Source organism: Aestuariibaculum marinum, from assembly GCF_014596975.1.
Taxonomy (GTDB): Bacteria; Bacteroidota; Bacteroidia; order Flavobacteriales; family Flavobacteriaceae; genus Aestuariibaculum; species Aestuariibaculum marinum.
In genome coordinates this window covers 504,276-523,517 of the sequence record NZ_JACVXD010000002.1, presented here as the reverse complement: position 1 = coordinate 523,517, position 19,242 = coordinate 504,276, and the positions used below count along the sequence as shown (strand labels likewise).

At 35.6% G+C, this 19,242-nt stretch carries 19 protein-coding genes; 5 read left to right on the top strand and 14 right to left on the bottom strand.

Annotation, left to right across the window (positions count from 1 at the left end; all coding sequences use genetic code 11):
• Positions 1–15: 15 nt before the first annotated feature.
• A complete protein-coding gene (locus tag ICJ85_RS06205) occupies positions 16–885 on the bottom strand; it encodes a flavin reductase family protein (RefSeq protein WP_188222905.1) in 870 nt (289 codons plus the stop codon).
• 116 nt (positions 886–1,001) lie between these two features.
• Between ICJ85_RS06205 and ICJ85_RS06200 the strand changes: the two genes are divergently transcribed.
• Both ICJ85_RS06200 and ICJ85_RS06195 read left to right on the top strand, forming a co-directional pair.
• Entirely contained in the window at positions 1,002–2,153 is a 1,152-nt protein-coding gene (locus ICJ85_RS06200) for a sensor histidine kinase (protein ID WP_188222904.1), read from the top strand.
• Positions 2,154–2,156: 3 nt separating this feature from the next.
• Positions 2,157–2,507 (top strand): hypothetical protein, encoded by a 351-nt coding sequence (locus tag ICJ85_RS06195; protein ID WP_188222903.1) that lies wholly within the window; start codon positions 2,157–2,159, stop codon positions 2,505–2,507.
• On the opposite strand, the gene ICJ85_RS06190 is transcribed toward ICJ85_RS06195, so the two are convergent.
• Entirely contained in the window at positions 2,502–2,891 is a 390-nt protein-coding gene (locus tag ICJ85_RS06190; RefSeq protein ID WP_188222902.1) for an HIT family protein, read from the bottom strand. The genes ICJ85_RS06195 and ICJ85_RS06190 overlap by 6 nt on opposite strands.
• An 89-nt stretch (positions 2,892–2,980) precedes the next feature.
• Positions 2,981–3,454, bottom strand: coding sequence for a transcription elongation factor GreA (greA, locus tag ICJ85_RS06185; protein ID WP_188222901.1), 474 nt, complete (start codon positions 3,452–3,454; stop codon positions 2,981–2,983).
• Between the two features lie 157 nt (positions 3,455–3,611).
• Here greA and ICJ85_RS06180 point away from each other — a divergent pair, with 157 nt between their 5' ends.
• A complete protein-coding gene (locus ICJ85_RS06180; protein WP_188222900.1) occupies positions 3,612–4,040 on the top strand; it encodes a Rieske (2Fe-2S) protein in 429 nt (142 codons plus the stop codon).
• A gap of 48 nt (positions 4,041–4,088) precedes the next feature.
• Here the strand turns inward: ICJ85_RS06180 and ICJ85_RS06175 are convergent, their stop codons facing one another.
• From ICJ85_RS06175 to ICJ85_RS06150, 6 genes are all read right to left on the bottom strand, one after another.
• The gene (locus tag ICJ85_RS06175) at positions 4,089–6,338 is read right to left on the bottom strand and encodes a TonB-dependent receptor (protein ID WP_188222899.1); all 2,250 of its coding nucleotides are present in this window, start codon (positions 6,336–6,338) and stop codon (positions 4,089–4,091) included.
• A 223-nt stretch (positions 6,339–6,561) separates the two neighbouring features.
• Positions 6,562–6,969 (bottom strand): alternative ribosome rescue aminoacyl-tRNA hydrolase ArfB, encoded by a 408-nt coding sequence (gene arfB, locus ICJ85_RS06170; RefSeq protein ID WP_188222898.1) that lies wholly within the window; start codon positions 6,967–6,969, stop codon positions 6,562–6,564.
• The gene (locus tag ICJ85_RS06165) at positions 6,969–8,522 is read right to left on the bottom strand and encodes a DUF4301 family protein (protein ID WP_241739495.1); all 1,554 of its coding nucleotides are present in this window, start codon (positions 8,520–8,522) and stop codon (positions 6,969–6,971) included. Before ICJ85_RS06165 ends, arfB begins: the two co-directional genes overlap by 1 nt.
• Positions 8,522–9,091 carry an AAA family ATPase gene (locus ICJ85_RS06160; RefSeq protein ID WP_188222897.1) on the bottom strand — a complete coding sequence of 190 codons (570 nt, stop codon included), beginning with the start codon at positions 9,089–9,091 and terminating at the stop codon, positions 8,522–8,524. The genes ICJ85_RS06165 and ICJ85_RS06160 overlap by 1 nt, the downstream gene beginning before the upstream one ends.
• A complete protein-coding gene (pnuC, locus tag ICJ85_RS06155) occupies positions 9,052–9,684 on the bottom strand; it encodes a nicotinamide riboside transporter PnuC (RefSeq protein WP_188222896.1) in 633 nt (210 codons plus the stop codon). The genes ICJ85_RS06160 and pnuC overlap by 40 nt, the downstream gene beginning before the upstream one ends.
• Positions 9,668–9,928 carry a thiamine-binding protein gene (locus ICJ85_RS06150; RefSeq protein WP_188222895.1) on the bottom strand — a complete coding sequence of 87 codons (261 nt, stop codon included), beginning with the start codon at positions 9,926–9,928 and terminating at the stop codon, positions 9,668–9,670. The genes pnuC and ICJ85_RS06150 overlap by 17 nt, the downstream gene beginning before the upstream one ends.
• Positions 9,929–10,228: 300 nt before the next feature.
• On the opposite strand from ICJ85_RS06150, the gene ICJ85_RS06145 reads away from it, so the two are divergent.
• Entirely contained in the window at positions 10,229–12,031 is a 1,803-nt protein-coding gene (locus tag ICJ85_RS06145) for a rhamnogalacturonan lyase (RefSeq protein ID WP_188222894.1), read from the top strand.
• Here ICJ85_RS06145 and ICJ85_RS06140 read toward each other — a convergent pair.
• On the bottom strand, positions 12,021–12,749 hold the full coding sequence (locus tag ICJ85_RS06140; RefSeq protein WP_188222893.1) for a geranylgeranylglyceryl/heptaprenylglyceryl phosphate synthase: 729 nt from the start codon (positions 12,747–12,749) through the stop codon (positions 12,021–12,023). The two genes, ICJ85_RS06145 and ICJ85_RS06140, sit on opposite strands and share 11 nt — an antisense overlap.
• Entirely contained in the window at positions 12,750–13,376 is a 627-nt protein-coding gene (locus tag ICJ85_RS06135) for a 4'-phosphopantetheinyl transferase family protein (RefSeq protein ID WP_188222892.1), read from the bottom strand.
• Between the two features lie 128 nt (positions 13,377–13,504).
• On the opposite strand from ICJ85_RS06135, the gene ahcY reads away from it, so the two are divergent.
• On the top strand, positions 13,505–14,821 hold the full coding sequence (gene ahcY, locus ICJ85_RS06130) for an adenosylhomocysteinase (protein ID WP_188222891.1): 1,317 nt from the start codon (positions 13,505–13,507) through the stop codon (positions 14,819–14,821).
• 108 nt (positions 14,822–14,929) lie between these two features.
• On the opposite strand, the gene ICJ85_RS06125 is transcribed toward ahcY, so the two are convergent.
• From ICJ85_RS06125 to ICJ85_RS06115, 3 genes are all read right to left on the bottom strand, one after another.
• Positions 14,930–15,205 (bottom strand): hypothetical protein, encoded by a 276-nt coding sequence (locus ICJ85_RS06125; RefSeq protein WP_188222890.1) that lies wholly within the window; start codon positions 15,203–15,205, stop codon positions 14,930–14,932.
• A gap of 117 nt (positions 15,206–15,322) precedes the next feature.
• Positions 15,323–16,342: a phytase gene (locus ICJ85_RS06120; protein WP_188222889.1), complete on the bottom strand. Its 1,020-nt coding sequence runs from the start codon at positions 16,340–16,342 to the stop codon at positions 15,323–15,325.
• Positions 16,343–16,355: 13 nt separating this feature from the next.
• Complete coding sequence (locus ICJ85_RS06115; RefSeq protein ID WP_188222888.1) at positions 16,356–19,196, bottom strand: TonB-dependent receptor; 2,841 nt, start codon at positions 19,194–19,196, stop codon at positions 16,356–16,358.
• Positions 19,197–19,242 lie beyond the last annotated feature (46 nt).

The following is a 19,242-nucleotide window of genomic DNA, read 5'->3' as shown; positions in this document are numbered from 1 at the left end:
TATACTCTATTTACTCTAACTTAATAATATTTTCCAGGCGCTATCGACATCGCCATAACTCAAATAATTTTGAGCCAGTTTATGTTTCTCTCTATGCGAGGCTGATTTTATATTAGGATAACGCTCTCCTAAATCAGCTACAAATGTCATTACCTCTTCCTTACTTGGTAAAGCTTCAACATTCGCTAACATCCCTAAATCGTTACCGGTTAATACCATGCTGTTTTTTATATCTTCAGGTAAACAATCTACTCCTATTCCAACAGTTGCTAAGGGCTTTGGGATTTCAAAAAAACCTTTATTGGCTCTCGTATAATAACTTCCTCCAGCTCTGGCTACCAAATCCAGTTTCTCTTGAATTACTTTACCGTTTTCATCTAAAACGTCTTCGTCGATATGAAATTTTACAACTTCACAGATAATTAAATTACCAGCGCCACCTTCAGCTCCCAAATATATAATATCGTTGACCTTACATTCCATTTGCACCGGAGATTCCGCTACACGAAATGGCTTTACAATATCAGATTTCAACATGGTTAAACCTGACTTTTCAAACTCATTTACCCCTTCTGGAAAATCTGAACTCGATAAAGACATCTGCTGAACCATATCGTAATTTACCGCGTTGATAACCACTTCCCGAGTAGCTTCAACATTCTTTAATGTATGTTTTATTGTATTATCCCTAACACGTCGTGATGGCGAAAAAACCAATATTGGCGGATTCGACCCAAATACATTAAAAAAACTAAACGGCGATAAATTTGCACGGCCATCAGCATCAATAGTACTGGCAAAAGCTATAGGTCTTGGCGCTACTGCACTTAACAAATAACCATGTAACAAACTGGTTTTTATATCTTTCGGATCTATAGACAGCATCTAGTTTTGTTTCAACAAATGTAACTAATCTAAATTGTAACTAAAAACCAATTTACTAACAACTTAAACAATAATATTAACAGATTTGCATTATATTAGATACTAATTATTATAGTATGATTTTTACTAAATATAGTAACACGCTACGCTGGGTTATTATTGCAGCCTCTCTTATTATCGTTTCCTTGATTTTATGGAAAACTTACGAGTTTTTTCAGCATTTTAAAGAAGAAGAACGTACCAAAATGGAAAATTGGTCGTTTGCTCAAACCGAATTTATCAACTCTGAGGACGATGCTACTAATCTCGATCTTACACTAAAAATTATGAGCAGCAACGAAACAACCCCAATGCTGGTTATTAACGAAGATGGTAGCTTAAGTAGTTTTAAAAATTTAGATGAAACTAAAATTCAAGACTCGCTATACGTACAGAAACTAATCGCAAAATTTGCCGAAGAAAACCGACCAATTCCAGTAAAACTTGGAAACACCATTGCCAGCACCATTTATTATGGTAATTCACCACTTTTAAATAAACTTAAATATTACCCATTGGCGTTATTACTAATAGTCTTCTTATTTGGAGCTGTGATTTTCTTTTTCTATCGAAGTAATAAAAATGCCACCCAAAACAAACTATGGTCGGGTATGGCTAAAGAAACAGCGCATCAAATAGGTACGCCTTTATCTTCTTTAATTGGATGGACAGAAATCTTAAAATCTGAAAACGTTAATCCGAGTTACATCTCTGAAATTGAAAAAGATATAGACCGGTTACAAACCATAACTGAACGCTTTAGCAAAATTGGCTCAATTCCTACCCTAGAATTAGCAGATATTAAAAAAGAAACCTTAGAATCTTTCGATTATTTAAAAGCGCGCGCCTCCAAACTAATTGATTTTGAAATCATTATGCCCAAAGGAAGCATTTTAGTAAATTTGAACACACAACTTTACAGTTGGACCATTGAAAATCTGGTTAAAAATGCCATTGATGCCATGAAAGGCAGAGGAAAATTAATTATTGAAATTGATCAGATTGATAGTATTGTAAAGGTTAATGTTACTGATACCGGAAAGGGTATTGCCAAGAAAGACTTTAATAAAATATTTGAACCTGGCTATACGACAAAAAAACGCGGCTGGGGATTGGGGTTATCGTTAACCAAACGCATTATTGAAGACTTTCATGATGGCAAAATTAAAGTTTTACGCTCTGAAAAAGATAAAGGCACAACTATACAAATAACTCTTAAACGCGCTTAAGCTATGGCAGAACAATACATCAAAATTAAAGCTGTTAACCTTAACAATAATTGCCCGGAATGTTATAGTACCGAAGGTTTAAAACTCACATTTAAACAAAAATTTATAGAAACTAATTTCTATAAATCTATTACATCAGATATTAAATACGAAATGGATTGCAGTACATGCAACATGCCAATTTATCCTGTAAAATGGACTCAAGATATTGAGCGTGTGTTTGAATACCACAAAAGAGGATTTACTCCTAAGCAGGCTTCAACCCACTTGAAAAAAGCAACTTGGCTAGTCATTATTACAGGTATATTTATAGCACTATCTGTAATAGCTGCCATTCTATACTACACCCTATAATGCGGCTTTAATTTTTTCGGCTACAGCTTCAAAGTCTTCTTTTGTATGGGATACCTTTTTAATAAAACGGGCATCTTCCATGCTTGTTAATGGTATTAAGTGTACATGAACGTGAGGCACTTCTAACCCGATTACAGAAACTCCAACGCGTTTACACGGAATTGCCTTTTCGATGGCTATTGCTACTTTTCTTGAGAACTGCATTAACCCGATGTAAGTCGTTTCGTCTAAATCGAAAATTTTATCAACCTCTTTTTTAGGAATACAAAGCGTATGCCCAGAGCTATTAGGGTTTACATCTAAAAATGCTAAAAACTCATCGGTTTCTGCAATTTTATAACAAGGAATTTCTCCGTTAACTATTTTTGTAAATATTGAAGCCATAATATTAAGAATGAGAGGTTGTAAATATAAAAGATTCCTAACTAAATTTAGCTAGGAATCTTTTTTTAAACGTTGATTTTATCTTTTAGTTATCTCGAAATTTCAATGATATCGAATTTCATTACACCATTAGGCACCTGAATTTCAGCAACATCGCCAACAGATTTCCCTAATAAGCCTTTACCTATAGGTGAATTCACAGAAATTTTACCTGCTGCTAAATTGGCTTCGCTTTCTGCTACTAAGGTGTAAACCATTTCCATACCATTGGTCTGGTTTTTAATCTTCACCTTGGACAATACCAAAACCTTAGAAGTATCTAACTGCGACTCATCAATAATACGAGCATTAGATAATACTTCTTCTAGTTTAGAAATCTTCATTTCTAATAAACCCTGAGCTTCTTTTGCCGCATCGTATTCTGCATTCTCACTCAAATCTCCTTTATCTCTCGCATCGGCAATAGCCTGAGATGCTTTGGGGCGTTCTATATCTTTAAGTTGCTTTAACTCGTCTCTTAATTTCTTTAATCCTTCCGGTGTATAGTACGATACTTTACTCATAACTTCATCATTTTATAATTAAAAACACTGAAAATGTGTTTATCGATTTTCAGCATAAAAAAAATCCCGTTTTCACGAGATTGAGTAACAAATATACAAAATATTTAACTCAATTTGCTTTTTGTTGTAAATTGCATGAGAATATTTTGCGAATTTTATGAAGCTTCTTATATATATTTTTAGCCTTTTTTTACTTATTTCTTGCAGTAACAATTATGAAAATGAAAACTGTAAATTTCTGCTAGATATAAATGTAAATCTTTCTATCAATTTAAGCTTACCTGAATACGATCAACTACCTTTTGCAGGTAACTCGATATATATCCCAAATTACGGGAATGGAGGTATCATTATAGCAAGTACCGGTTTTGACTATTACGCATGGGATGCTAGAGATCCAAATCATGAACAAAGTTCATGCTCCATTTTGGAACCGTCTGGATTAGAAGCAACTTGTGGTTGTAATGACCAAAATAAATATAGTTTAGTTACCGGACAAGCCTTTGGTGAAAACGCTCCTCCATGTAGTTTAAGGTTTTACTCTGTGAGAAAAGATGGGAATATCCTATATATTTCAAACAATTAAAAAACGCCCCGAGTGCGGGACGTTTTCTTTTCATAGCAATTTCTGTTCTTAGAACCTTAAAGTCATTCCTAATAGAAAATTAATTTTAGCCTGAGGATAATAGAAATTTTCTGTTATTGCATTATCAGTAGAGGCTTGTGGTCTGTAATAGTAGCTATAGGTATATCCATTTGACACATACTCGTTATCAAAAATATTATTCACCAATAGGTTAAAAGCTATTTCTTTAATCCATTTTGGTTGAATTTTATACGATGCATTAAAGTTATTTACAAAATAAGCATCCATGCTTTTGCTCTCGCTTGATGTATTATCTAAATATTGCTTTCCTACATATTTAGAAATGAAAGCTAAATTTAAATTATCAAGAGGTGTAAAACGTAAAGTTCCGCCAGCTACAATGTTTGGAGAAAATGAAATATCTGTATCTTGATAAGATGTGGTTACTGCTTCATAAGAGACAGTTTCCCATGTATTAGGGTCGTATTGCGTGTCGTAAACTACATAGTCGAAATCTTTTATTTTATTCTGACTAAAGGTCGCATTCGCATCAAAACGCAACCTATCTGAAAACTTATAACCAGCCTGCAACTCAACACCTGCTCTATAACTCTCTTTTACATTTTCACGAATAGGATCTCCAACATTATCTAAATCTCCCGTCAACACCAACTGGTCTTTATAATCCATATAATACAAATTGGCTGTTGCGTAATAGTTTGTAGTTTTCAGCTTATAACCAAACTCGTAATCGTATAAACGCTCCGGTTGAGGCAATACAGGATTTTTTGTTAAATCATCACGATTCGGCTCTCTGTTAGCTATGGCTAACGACCCATAAAACGAATTATAATTATCAATAGAATAAGTTACTCCTACTTTAGGATTAAAGAAATTATACGTTTCTGAAACATTAATAGGAACCAAATCTGAACTCAATCCGTTAGACTTATAATCCACTCCTCTATACTGCACATCGGCAAATAAAAACCAGGTGTAATCTAGAGTATACTCCGCTTTTAAATAGGCATTGTAATCATTCTTTTCGCCAATACTCGTGTAATAATCGGTACGAATTGGAACTGAAACAGGAAAGGAGTCCCAGATTAATTCCCCAAAATGATTGCCATCATACTTATTATAACCACCTCCTAAATATAAATTTAGATTATCCTTTTTATAGTTGAACGAGGACACAATAGCATAAAAATCATTATCTAACCAACGGCGTCTAATCACATCACCTTCTTCATCAGCATTGGCACTATTAGGAAAATAATCACCAACAGCTTCACCGTCTTTATATTGCTCGAAATAGCCTTTTCCGCGTGTATAATTCCCCGAAAGGTTAGCTGAAAAATGATTATTAAACTGATGAGACATATGCAATTGATAATGTGTTTGCTCGTAATGATCAATCTCGTTATCGTAGGTGTAATAGTTATATGTTCTCCCAGAATTCAGTAAATTTTCAGCTTCTGCCTCCGACGAATAATTTCTATCTATAAAATCCTGAATACCTTGTGCATCACCTTTTACAACAGCTTCCGGTGTACCATACCATGATTGATACGTTTCTTCTTTACCACCAAAGACAATACCTTTAATGGATGTTTTTTCATCTAAATAGCCAGCTTCCACATAATAGGACGATAAATCTGAAGACGCACGATCAATATATCCATCACTCATAATTTTAGACAATCGCCCCTCTGCATAAAATCCGTTTTTCAATCCAGAACCTAAACTAATATTATGTTTACGTGTTCCGTAAGACCCAACCACATTAGTTGTGGTCGCATACCCTTCTGTAGATGGGTTAAGCGTTTTTAAATTCAGACTTGCTCCAAACGCACCTGAACCATTGGTACTGGTCCCTACACCACGTTGCAACTGAATATCTTCAACTGAACTCACAAAATCAGGCATATTTACCCAGAAGGTACCCTGACTTTCGGCATCGTTGTACGGAATACCGTTTATAGTTACATTTACGCGAGTCGCATCGGTACCACGCACACGAATACCTGTGTAGCCAACTCCGGCACCGGCATCGGAAGTGGTTACCACCGATGGCAACTGATCTAATAAAATGGGTAAATCCTGACCTAAATTAGTAGACTCTAAATCTTTTTTAGAAATATTTGAGAAGGCAACCGGCGTTTTATCTTTTGCCCGGGTTGCAGAGAGCAACACTTCGTCTAATTTTTCAACTTGTGTTGAATCTTGTTGTTGTTCTTGAGCATTAACCTGAAAAGTTAACACCAAAGCAGTTAAAACAATAAATAAATGTTTCATTACGATTATGACTTTATAATCGAATAAAAAGAGGTTATTATTCTTAACTAATTTGATTAAAATGTATTGATAAATAAATTTATCCAAACAGCGATTATCTATTCGCCTCCCTAAACAGCATTATCTGTTCTAGGTTCAATGGGTATGATCTCAGCCGATATAGGCACCCCTTTATGAGAACGCCGCAAAGGTAATAACCAATTGCGAATAGCAAAGTATAATTTTAGTCTAAATTAGGCTTTTTTCTATTTTCCTTTTTTAAAGACTGATTCTTCTTTCTTTTTAAACGTTTTTTGATAACAGATTTCGGAATTTTGGTAGGCACACGCTTTTTTTGAACTTTTAAAGCGTCTTCTATAAGATCTAGAAAACGCTTTATTATTAGTTCTTTATTTTTATGTTGACTTCTACTTTCACCACATTGAAGAATGACAACACCTTCATTGGTTAATCTATTTTGAAGTTTATCTTGAAGCCTTCCTTTTTGAAGATCGTCGAGAACAACGGAATCGTTCAAATTAAAACTTAACTCAACCTTTGAAGCTACTTTATTTACATGCTGCCCGCCCGCTCCGGAGCTTCTTATCGCTTTAAAGTGTAATTCTTCTAATAGGGCTTCGTTGTCAAACATTACAATACTTGATGCGCCGGTTTCAATAAATCGTTAACCGTTTTTACTGGATTGAATGTTGACAGTGGAATTTCAACAAAAATAGAATTCCAGTCAGCCATACTACCATTCCATAAACCAGGTAACTCTAAAGCTTTTATTTCTGTCCCATTTTGAGATTTTAAGGTTATAAAAGCCGCATTATGATCAACATAATTCTGCAGATTAAATTTATTGCCTTTGTAATCTTTGGTTCCACAAACTAAATCGGTCGGATTAAAATGTGTTGCATGCTTTACAATAGCCTTTTGAGCTTTATTATCAACATCAATCTGAGCAAACTCAATAATTTGTAATGACACATCACCTTTTGAACCTTTTACCCAAAAAGGTCCTCCTCCAGGTTCACCTTCGTTCTTAACCATTCCACACACTCGAATAGGTCGATTTAGCTTTTTATATAAATAAGATACTTTTTCATTAAAAGTGAAATCGTCAAACTCTGCATCTAATTTCACATTCATGCGATGTGTTAAAAACATGGCAATTTCCAATAACTTTTGTTCTGAAACAGAATCTTTATCTAATTCATTTAAATAATTAAAAGCCTTTTCCTGCGCATCTAATAAAACACCTGCTAACAACTTTTTAAACTCAGATTGCTTCTTATTTTGCTCTAAAACAACAATATTATCAATGTTCTTTATAAAAATAAGATCCGCATCAAGGCTGTTCAAATTCTCAAGTAACGCTCCGTGACCTGCCGGTCTGAATAATAAATGGCCTTCTGGTGTTCTATACAACTCATTATTAGATTTTATGGCAATGGTATCTGTGGATTTACTTTGGTACGAAAACGACACCTCAAATTTAGTCCCTGTTTTATCTTCAACATGTTCTTGAATCCTGCTAAGCTCCTCTTGAAACTTTTTGGCATGGCCTTCGGAAATGGTAAAATGTAAATTTGCCTTATTATTTGAAGAGGCATATAAAGTAGACTCCAACAAATGCTCGTGAAACGCTGTTAGCACTTCTTCATTATATTTATGAAATGGCAATAAACCCTTAGGACATGAACTACAATTAAGTCCGTTTTCGCCAAGCATAACGTTCACAAAAGCAATATATTTTTCCTCTATTTCTAAAGTAGCATAATTTGGAATCTGACTAACCACCTCATGAAAGAAAGGTAGTTTTTCCAAGCCATTAACAAACACCCAAAAGTTTTTATGGGTTTTAAGGTAATGCCCTAAACGCTCTTCATCTTCATGATAATCTTTTAAAAACTGATAAATGAATTTAAACATTCGGGTCGCAGCCCCCGAAGCCGGTACAAACTTTAAAACATTTAATGAATTTAATCGATCGTTATACAAATCAACATATTGCTGAATTTCGTGCTTATCGAATTTAAAAATACCTTTATTAATGGTTGCGGCTTCAACCAAATTCGAAAACGCCATACCTGATTTAAGACGCGCTATTTGCTCAATAACTTTATCTTGAGTAAGACCGTGATTTTCTATTTGACGGATATCCTTATCGGTAAACATCACCTCTTTTTCTGTAATCATTAACTTTTCTTTTTCAATAGTTTATCAATATGCCTTACTGCTGTTTCCAAACGTTCTTTTTTGCTTCCTCTAAGTAATACAAAAGGGCGTTCATTCTCAACTAAGGCATTATGGAAAGCTTCAAACATAGCCTCCCTATCGTTCGGCTTATCCCTCAAATCATCGGCTTCCCACGGAATATCAATATTAGTTAAAAAATATAAATTGTAAGTGTTTTCTAATGCATATTTTTCTAAAATAGGGTCGCAATGTCCTAAATAATACGCTTCGGAATACACCTTAGTCTCCAGTAAATCAGTATCACAAATTAAAATATCGTCTACTTTTTTAGCTAATTCATTTTCTAACTTTATTTGACCTTTAGCTATAGGCAATAAATCTCCCGGCTCACAGGTTTTACGTTCATTATTCCATTTATCCTGCAAATATTCTCGTGCATATTCCGGTACCCAAATGGAATTATAATGTCTAGCAAGTTGTCTTGACAATGTTGTTTTCCCTGTAGATTCAGGTCCAAATAGCACTACTTTTATGCAACTACTGGGTTGTTGTTTAAAGTCTTCTTCCATGCTTTATATCCATAAATAGCGATTATAGTAAATAACACATACTGAAATGATGTAAAAATTAACCCTTTGTAAAAATACAATGGCACCGAAATAACATCTCCTATAATCCAATACGTCCAGTTTTCTAATTTCTTCTTAGCCATGAGCCACATACCTACAAAAAATATGGCTGTCGTAACCGTATCTACGTAGGCTGTCCAATTATCAAACTTATCATTTACAATATAAACAATTACCACAAAAAACATTGTTAACATAAAAATGATCACACTCCATAAATGCTCCTTTTTAGTCATTTTTGTTATGGGCACCTCATGATTTTTATCATCCTTTCTCGTCCAGTAATACCAACCGTAAATGCTCATTAAAAAGTAATAGGCATTAATGAGCATGTCTCCCAAAAGGCTAAACACCCACAAAATATACACAAAAATTGCGGTACTTACTATACCTGTTGGATAAACCAGAATGTTTTCCTGCTTAGAATACCAAACACTTAAAAATCCGAAAAAAACTCCGAGTAGCTCAAGAACGATAAGGTAAGTATCTACACCCTGATATTGCGAAAACAACCAATCAAAAATGTGGCTCATATTCGTAGCGATCTGATTTTACAATTTTCATATACAACAAGCCACGCTCTATAAGTTCAAACGCTTCTTTTATCTCTGTAGTCAAAACCTGCATAACCTCATCATAATCTCCGTAAACCTGAGTACTCAAAGGGTTTTCTAAAACGTTTAAATTTGAAGCTCTTAACTTTTTAATAAAGTTTATAATCGCTGGCTCGTAATCGTCATGTAGCGGCGTAAGGGTTAGCTCTACTGATATTTTCATAAGTCTTTTTTTAAGACCTTAAAAGTACTACCTTTTATATCAAGAGAAAAATTACGATTCAGGATACCACAGGACAGACTAATTATATGTAAAATATACATTTGATTAAAACCAGCATTTTATCATTAAACTTTTCTTGATTCAGAGAGTCTTAACACCGAGCCAAACTATTCTAAACCACATAACTGACTTAAACAATTTATTAAAATGTTTCATTTCAAAAAAATAAAATCCTTAAATACACTTTCTTTTTTATCTGTTTTTCTTTTGTTTAATATCTCCATTTTCGCCCAAAACCAAATGGAAGATTTAGACCGTGGTACCGTAGCTGTTAGAACCAATGAAAATGAAGTTTTAATTAGCTGGCGTATTTTGGCTGACGAATTTGAAACCGCCTCTTACAACATCTATCGAGGATCTATAAAATTAAACCAAACCCCATTAACAGGAGGAAGTAACTATATCGACAAGACAACATCTAATGAATATTACAGTATTTCAGCCATAATTAATGGTAAAGAACAGAAAAAATCTAAACCTGTTAAAACTTGGAATAACATATATAAAACCATTCCGATAACGGCACCCACAGGCGGAATATCTCCTGACGGTCGAGAATACAAATATACAGCCAACGATGCGTCTGTTGGCGATTTAGATGGTGATGGACAATATGAAATAGTATTAAAATGGGAACCGACAAATTCTCATGATAACTCGCACCGCGGATATACAGGAAACACATTTTTACAAGGCTTAGAATTCGACGGTTCAGTTTTATGGACCATCGACTTAGGAAAAAACATCCGATCTGGAGCGCACTACACCCAATTTATGGTTTACGATTTAGACGGTGACAGCAAAGCTGAAATTACTTGCAAAACGGCTGATGGCACCACAGATGGAACCGGAAATATTCTTGGAGATGCTGATGCCGATTACAGAAACGAAAGAGGCTATATTTTGGAAGGACCAGAATATTTAAGCGTTTTTTCAGGGGAAACAGGTGAATTTATTTCAACCGAACCTTATTTACCTCCTCGTGGAAACGTTGCCGATTGGGGCGACCGCTACGGGAACCGAGTTGACCGGTTTTTGGCTTGCGTAGCCTATTTAGATGGGAAACACCCATCCCTAGTTTTTACACGCGGATATTACACGCGTACCGTTATTGCTGCCTACGATTTTAAAAATAATAAACTAAAAACACGTTGGGTATTTGACACCAATACCAAAGGGAACGAAAAATATTTTGGTCAGGGCAACCATAACCTCGCTGTTGGGGATTTAGACGGCGATGGCTTTGATGAAATTCAGTTTGGGTCTTGTGCTATAGATCATGATGGCACAGGATTATATTCCACAGAATTTGGCCATGGTGATGCTGCTCATCTTGGAGATTTCAATCCAACACGCAAAGGACTTGAATACTTTATGTGTCATGAAGAAGCCAACGGAACAACCATTCCGGCAATCGATTTTAGAGATCCGAAAACAGGAGAAGTACTTTGGAGTGTTAAAGGAGATGGCGATTTTGGTCGCGGTGTTACTGCCGATATCGACCCTAATTATTTAGGAGCAGAAAGCTGGGCTTCTAATGGTTCTGGGATTCATAATGTGAAAGGCGACGTTATTTATAAAACCTACCCAACGGCTGGTCGTCGTGGTGCCAGCTGGAATATGTTTGGTTGGTGGGATGGCGACCTGCTTCGGGAAATTGTTGACAAAACAGTTATCACAAAATGGAATCCAGAAACAAAATCTACCGATATGCTACTTAAAGCTTACGATTATGACGGCATGAAACTAAGAAGTAATAACTGGACAAAATCGAATCCATGCTTAATTGCTGATATCTTGGGAGACTGGCGCGAAGAAGTGATTTGGAGAAATGAGGACAATACTGAACTCGTAATTTTTTCAACGCCCTACCCTACCGAACATCGCATATTCACATTGATGCACGATCCGCTATATCGCGTGAGTATAGCCTGGCAGAATGTAGGTTATAATCAGCCAGCACATACCAGTTTTTATTTAGGTCACGGTATGGAAAAACCAAAAACACCGAATATAAAGATTGTAAAAAGGGCTAAGAAATAGTTACATTATTAAAGAACGATTCATCCTGTTCGAAAGCAGTCCCTATAACAACGATATCTGCACCTGCATTATAGGCTGACTCTAATTGTTTTTTGGTTCGAATGCCTCCACCTACAATTAGCGGCATGTTTAAATCAGCTTTAACCGAAGAAATAATTTTTGTAGTTATGGGTTGTATCGCTCCACTACCTGCTTCCAGATAGATTAATTTCATTCCGAGGAGTTCACCTGCTTTGGCGGTATCAACAATGCTTTGAATATGTTCTCTGGACATAGGTTTAGTTGCTGTTACACGTTGCACAGCAGTTTCTTTGCCGTTTTCAATAAGCAGATAACCGGTTGGAATGACTTCCAACCCTAAACCTCGAAGTTTTGAAACTGACTCCACATGCTTCCCAATAAGATACTCTGGATTCCTTCCTGAAATCAAACTTAAAAACAATAACGCATCCGCTTTAGGTGTAATTTGCGTGACATCACCCGGAAACAACACGAGAGGTAATGATGTGTGTGTTTTTATCACTTCAACCAAAACATGAGTCGCGTCATCTTCAACGGTGCTTCCGCCAACAAAAATATGAGTTGCTACCGAAGCATTTACTTTAGTTATAAAATCGGGAATCTTTTCAATTGAAAACTTGTCAGGATCAATTAAAACGGCTAATAACTTTTTACCAGAATCAACTGCGGACCGTATGTCTTTATAAACCGTTTTCATTTAAGCCATTGCGTAGGCACAGGTAAAACCTTCAAACTCTAAAAACTGAACGTGATATCTGTGTTTTTTATCGTTGTAATCAATCCAAGCGACAGTTTCATTTACATCGTCTGACGCTGGAATCATTAAACAATGTTGCTTAAAACTAAGTCCCGGTGTTGCAAAAAGCTTATATAACGATTCTTTTACGCACCAAATTACCGTTAGCTTATTGATATAATCTTCGGTATGTTCTTCCAGATAATTATATTCATAATCAATGAATTTATGAGCAATGACCTGAATTTTTTCACGCTGTTTTTCAATATCAATCCCAATAATACCATCACTAACAATCACCGCCGAAAACTGAAACGAATGGGTAATAGAAATCTGCTTACCGTCCTTTAAATGTGGTTTGCCGTTTTTATCGTAAAACAAATCAGAATCACTATAACCAAACGCTCTTAAAAGATGTCTTACACTTAAAAATCCACGCTGATGCATTTCACTTTTCATCCCTGAAACACGACTCAAACTTTCTGGTTTTAAGTCTAATCCATGCATTAAATCGTCAAACGACTCTGTTATTTTCCAGATTTTAACAGTAGTTTGTGAATTTGGAGTAATGGTTTTATAAAGAGGCATTTAATATTCTAAAAGTTATAGTTATCTTTGCACCGCCTAAGGCAATTTTACATTCTTGACAGGCGAATTTAACTATTTATGTTTTAACCACAAGAATGTTTAGTTTTAAAAACAAAACAAAGATTGATATGAGTACAAAAACGATTCCTTACGTAGCGCATAAAGTAAAAGATATGTCGCTTGCAGACTGGGGTAGAAAAGAAATAGAATTAGCCGAAGCTGAAATGCCGGGATTAATGAGTTTACGTGAGGAGTATGGTGCTTCTCAACCTTTAAAAGGGGCTCGTATTGCCGGATGTTTGCACATGACAATCCAAACGGCTGTATTAATTGAAACCTTACAAGCTTTAGGTGCTGAAGTAACTTGGAGTTCTTGTAACATTTTCTCAACGCAAGATCAGGCTGCCGCTGCAATCGCTGCTGCAGGAACTGCAGTTTACGCTTGGAAAGACATGACAGAAGAAGAGTTTGACTGGTGTATCGAGCAAACTTTATTCTTTGGTGAGGACAGAAAGCCGTTAAACATGATTCTTGATGATGGTGGTGATTTAACCAATATGGTTTTAGACAAATATCCTGAGTTAGCTGCAGGAATTAAAGGTTTATCTGAAGAAACAACCACTGGAGTTCACAGACTTTACGAGCGTGTTAAAAACGGAACATTACCAATGCCTGCTATTAACGTAAACGACTCTGTAACCAAATCTAAATTCGATAACAAATACGGATGTAAAGAAAGCGCTGTAGATGCGATTCGTCGCGCTACCGATGTGATGCTTGCTGGAAAACGTGTTGTAGTTTGTGGTTATGGTGATGTTGGTAAAGGTACAGCTGCCTCATTTAAAGGAGCAGGAAGTATTGTTACTGTAACAGAAATCGATCCAATTTGTGCATTACAAGCTGCTATGGACGGTTACGAAGTTAAAAAATTAGAAACTGTAGTTGGTAATGCTGATATTGTGATTACAACAACAGGAAATAAAGATATTGTAAGAGCTGAGCACTTTAAAGCGATGAAAGATAAAACCATCGTTTGCAACATTGGACACTTCGATAACGAAATTCAAATGGCTTGGTTAAACGAAAACTACGGAAACACTAAAAATACCATCAAACCACAGGTTGATAAATATACTGTAGACGGAAACGATATCATTATTTTAGCTGAAGGTCGTTTAGTTAATCTTGGTTGTGCAACTGGTCACCCAAGTTTTGTAATGAGTAACTCCTTCACAAACCAGACATTAGCTCAAATCGAACTTTGGAACAACGCTGAAGCTTACGGAAACGAGGTTTACATGTTACCTAAGCACTTAGACGAGAAAGTAGCCAAATTACACTTAGCTAAAATTGGAGTTGAGCTTACCGAGCTTAGCGACGAACAAGCAAAATATATTGGCGTAACTGTTGAAGGTCCTTTCAAACCAGAGCACTACAGATACTAAAAACATCTGTCACACTGAGCAGCCTAGTCGAAGTGTTTCAGCATCTCTTAATACACAAAATCCCGAGCTTCAAGGCTTGGGATTTTTTTGTTTTAAATTATGTGGTAATCATTCTTCAACCATATCCTCTTCAAAATACCACCACAAACTGGAATCTATTGCTTTTTGCATCTTAACAATATCGACATCATCATTCAAAAATACCGTAATATTTTCATTAGCCCGATTTTGGCCAACGGTTTCCCGTATTTCTATATGTTCTATTTCCTTAAAATGCTCTAAGTGCACCTTAATCTTCTCATCTAAAGATTCATCACCTAAATAAATTTTAATGGTTTGCTGCTTGGGGGAATTTCTAATTTCAGATCTAAAAGGGAGTTGCATAGTCTTTTGTTTAGTTGAGGATTTAACTTGCATTAAATTAATCATTTATTCCGAAATAATCAACAAAAAAAGCCTTCCCAAAAAAAGAGAAGGCTTAAAAGTATTGAAAAAAACTAACTAATCGATTAGCTTAAGTAAAGCTAAATCATGATATAAAAACGTTTTATCATCACTCATAGAAACAAATAAGCCGTTTGGATACTTACTTCCCAAAGCCATAGTAGTAACATCACAACCATCGGTTTCTACTGTTCCAAGATTTATTGCTTTAATAAAAGCATTAGTCTTCAAATCGTATACGTTAAACGTATGCTGTTGTTGGTCTGATGCTAACAAAAAACCCTTATCGCCATAATCGGCAATAGCAATACCTTCAATATCGGCTTTAAATTGTCCCTCACCAAAAAGGCTAATTTCTTCACTTCCTTGCTCCGGATTGGCGTGGTATTTTCTAATTCCAACACCTTCATCTGAATAATACACATATCCTGAGGTATCATCTACTGCAATGGCTTCAATTTCCTTCTGTCCACTAAACTTGCCAACTTTTCTAAGTAAGTTCGCTTTTACTCCTAAAGAATCTGATACCAATTCGTATTGATATAAATACCCTTCGGTTGGTCCTTCTTTTCTACTTACAAAAAATGAAATCTCATCATTTTTAGGGTTTTTATAAATTGAAACGCCCATTGGTCGCTTCATCGCAATGTCGGTTTCATCTGCAAAGACTTTAAAACCTCCATTATCCAAAGGTGTCATATCTGGCACCGAATACACTCTTACCTGGTGCTTTTCTCTTTCGGTAAACACCATAATGTCGGTTTTTGTAGAATCATTCAGTTTAAAACCATATTCTACATCCACATTATTCGGATAGCTTACACCTGTTAAACTTTTTTCTGGAATTATTTTTCCTTCAAGATTAAAGGCATAAACTCCGCCATTAACCTCATCTTTATCGGTTCCAAACACAATGCTTTGTTCCGGATTGGCTTTATTCACCCAAATCGCAGGATCGTCGGTATCGTGAGGTGTAGTTTCGGTTATTGCAGTTGCTACAATTTCGGGGAGTTTAGGTCCGCAACTTACCATTAAAGCTGCGACACCTAAAACTAAATTTATTTTTAATTTTTTCATTTATAATCTAATCTTACTTCTTTTTAAACAAATCGTATTTCAAACCAAAGTTCAGGCGTTTTTCATAGTATTCCATTTGCATGGTTCTTCCCTTAACTCCTTGGTAATAACGTAATGGTTGATTTGTGATATTATTTAAATTCACGTATAAACTTAACTGTTTTGATAAGGCTACATTAGCATTAAAATCTAAGAAAAACTGTTTGTCGTAGTAACGATCTTCGAATGCACGACCACCAATTTCATCAACATACGCATCAGAGAAGTTTCCTGATAAACGCACGCTAAAGTGTTTATCGGCATACCCTAACGATCCGTTAAACATATTTGGTGCTGTGTTTGGTAAATCTAAATCGGTACGCTCATCACCATCTTCGTTATAAATACCATCTGTGTTAGACGTTAAATACGTATAGTTTAAGAAAATGCTGAAGTTTTTAGCAAACCCTGGTAAGAAATTTAAACGACGTTGTAAAGACACCTCTGCTCCAAATACTGTAGCTCCATTTCCATTTAACGGTTTGTAAACTTCAAATCCGTTGTCGTCTTCAGAAACATTAGTATAGATAAAATCCTGAATGTCTTTATAGAATACACCTCCAGATAACAACCCTACAGATTTAAAATACTGCTCGGCCATAACATCGAAGTTCATCGATGTTGTTGGGTTTAATTCTGAGTTTCCGAAGTAAATTTCTTCATCCTCATTATTAATTTCCTGGTAAGGCACTAAATCTACATAATTAGGACGCGCTATTGTATTTGTCCACGCAAAACGCAACACTGTATTTTCAGCTACATTATATTTTAAATGTACGCCTGGTAATAAATTTGTATAGTTTGCTTTATCCTTAACAACCTGTGTACCATCATAATCACCATCTTCGTTAAAGACTAATGTATTTCCTTCACTGTCGATTGACGTATGCTCTAAACGCACCCCAGCTAACACAGAAAACTTATCTGAAAACTGCTGATTTAACATAGCGTAACCTGCATAAACATTTTCGTTTACATCGAAATTAGCAGTTAAATATTCATCTGGAAGATCTTCACCTTCAAAAAGACTTGAATCATTAAAATTTAATCCTCCTAAATAATCGGCAGAAGCAAACGAGCCAACCTGATACTGGCTACCTGCCAAGAAATCATTATCTGAATAGTTTTTAGTAGGAATATCACCTAAAAGATCTAAAGCTCCAGTCTCATCACTAAATTCCATAAAGTCGTTATCTCTGTTTTTGTTTTTTAAACGACTTTTAAATCCGAATTTCAAGAAACCTTCCTGATCTTCAACTAAAGTTAAAGGTGCTTTTACATTCACAAAAAAGTTTACATCTTGCTCTTCGGTATACTGATTCTCTTCAGAGATTTCATCTAATTCAAATAATATATAATCTGCTTCTGAAGCATTTAAAGGCGTAAATAATGGTTTATCGGCATTGTTGTTAAATGCTACACCGTATTCACTTTCATATTCTAAATAACGCTCATTTAAACGTTCTTCTGAAGCTTTTGAGAAAGACGCCATCCAATCTAACTCTACACTTCCCAACAAGTGATCACCACCTACACTGTAATTTTGCATACGTTGATCTTCAAGACGTGCATTTTTATTACGTCCGCCGGCAATACCGCCTTTAGTTTGACGCTTTGCTTCAACAGGGAAACTCGTTAAATTCCCATTCGCATCAACAGTAAAATCTCCTGCTCCAATATCTTCACCATCTAAAATTTCATTTTCTAAACGGAAACGGTTCTCACGGTCATCTCTCCAGTTATAGATTGATTTAAAATATAAATTATTAGTCTCATTTAATTTATAATCGAAGTTAGCAGAGAAACTTCGGCGCACACGTTGTACTAAATACTCTCTAATTTCGAACACTTTTGCATACGGATTTACAGCAACTTCCTCTAAGTTATCTTCGTCTCCGTTATTGAATTCGAATTCATCTTCCCATTCTGCTTCAACGTTATCACTTCCAAAATCGTTATCATTGATAGACGCAGAAACCATCCATCCGAATTTATCATTTTTAGAACGATTTCCGACTAAGAATGATCCATTTAAGATTCGTTTGTCTGTTATAAAATTTACCCCAGAACCTGCAGTAGCAGATAAACGGAACCCTTGTGGTGATGTTCTTGTTATTAAATTTACCGATCCACCAAGCGCATCGGCATCCATATCTGGAGTTACCGCCTTGTTTACCTCAATGGTTTGTATCATATCAGAAGGAATTAAATCCATCTGTACGTTACGATTATCACCCTCTGCCGATGGAATACGGCTTCCATTTAAAGTTACCGAGTTTAATTGTGGCGATAAACCACGAATTATAATATTTCTCGCTTCCCCTTGGTCAACCTGCATCGTAATTCCAGGAATACGTTTTACAGCATCACCGATATTAGCATCTGGAAATTTACCAATTTGATCGGTAGACACGATATTGGTAATGTTTTGTTTGTTTTTTTGCGTGTTTAACGCTCTGGCTTGTCCGCCTAAACCATATCCCGTTACAAGCACCTCATCTAGAGTTGTAGATTCAGAACTCATAGTAACATTTAAAGTCACTGTTTGATTTGCTTTTACAGTTACTTCTTTTTCTACGTTGGAATAACCAAGGAAGCTAAATACTAATTTTTGAAGCCCTTCGTTTACTCCAACTATGGTATAGCTACCATCAAAATCGGTAACAGCCCCTTTGTTAAAACCTTGCACAGCAATAGTGGCTCCAGGCACGGTAATACCATTTTCATCGGTAATAACCCCTTGTATATTTCCGGTTTGTGAAAAGCTACTTAAAGAAAATCCCAGCAGCATTAAAAAAACTAAATAGTGTTTCATTTTTGAGTTGATTGTTTTTAGTTAAATTCTTGGAGCAAAACTACCA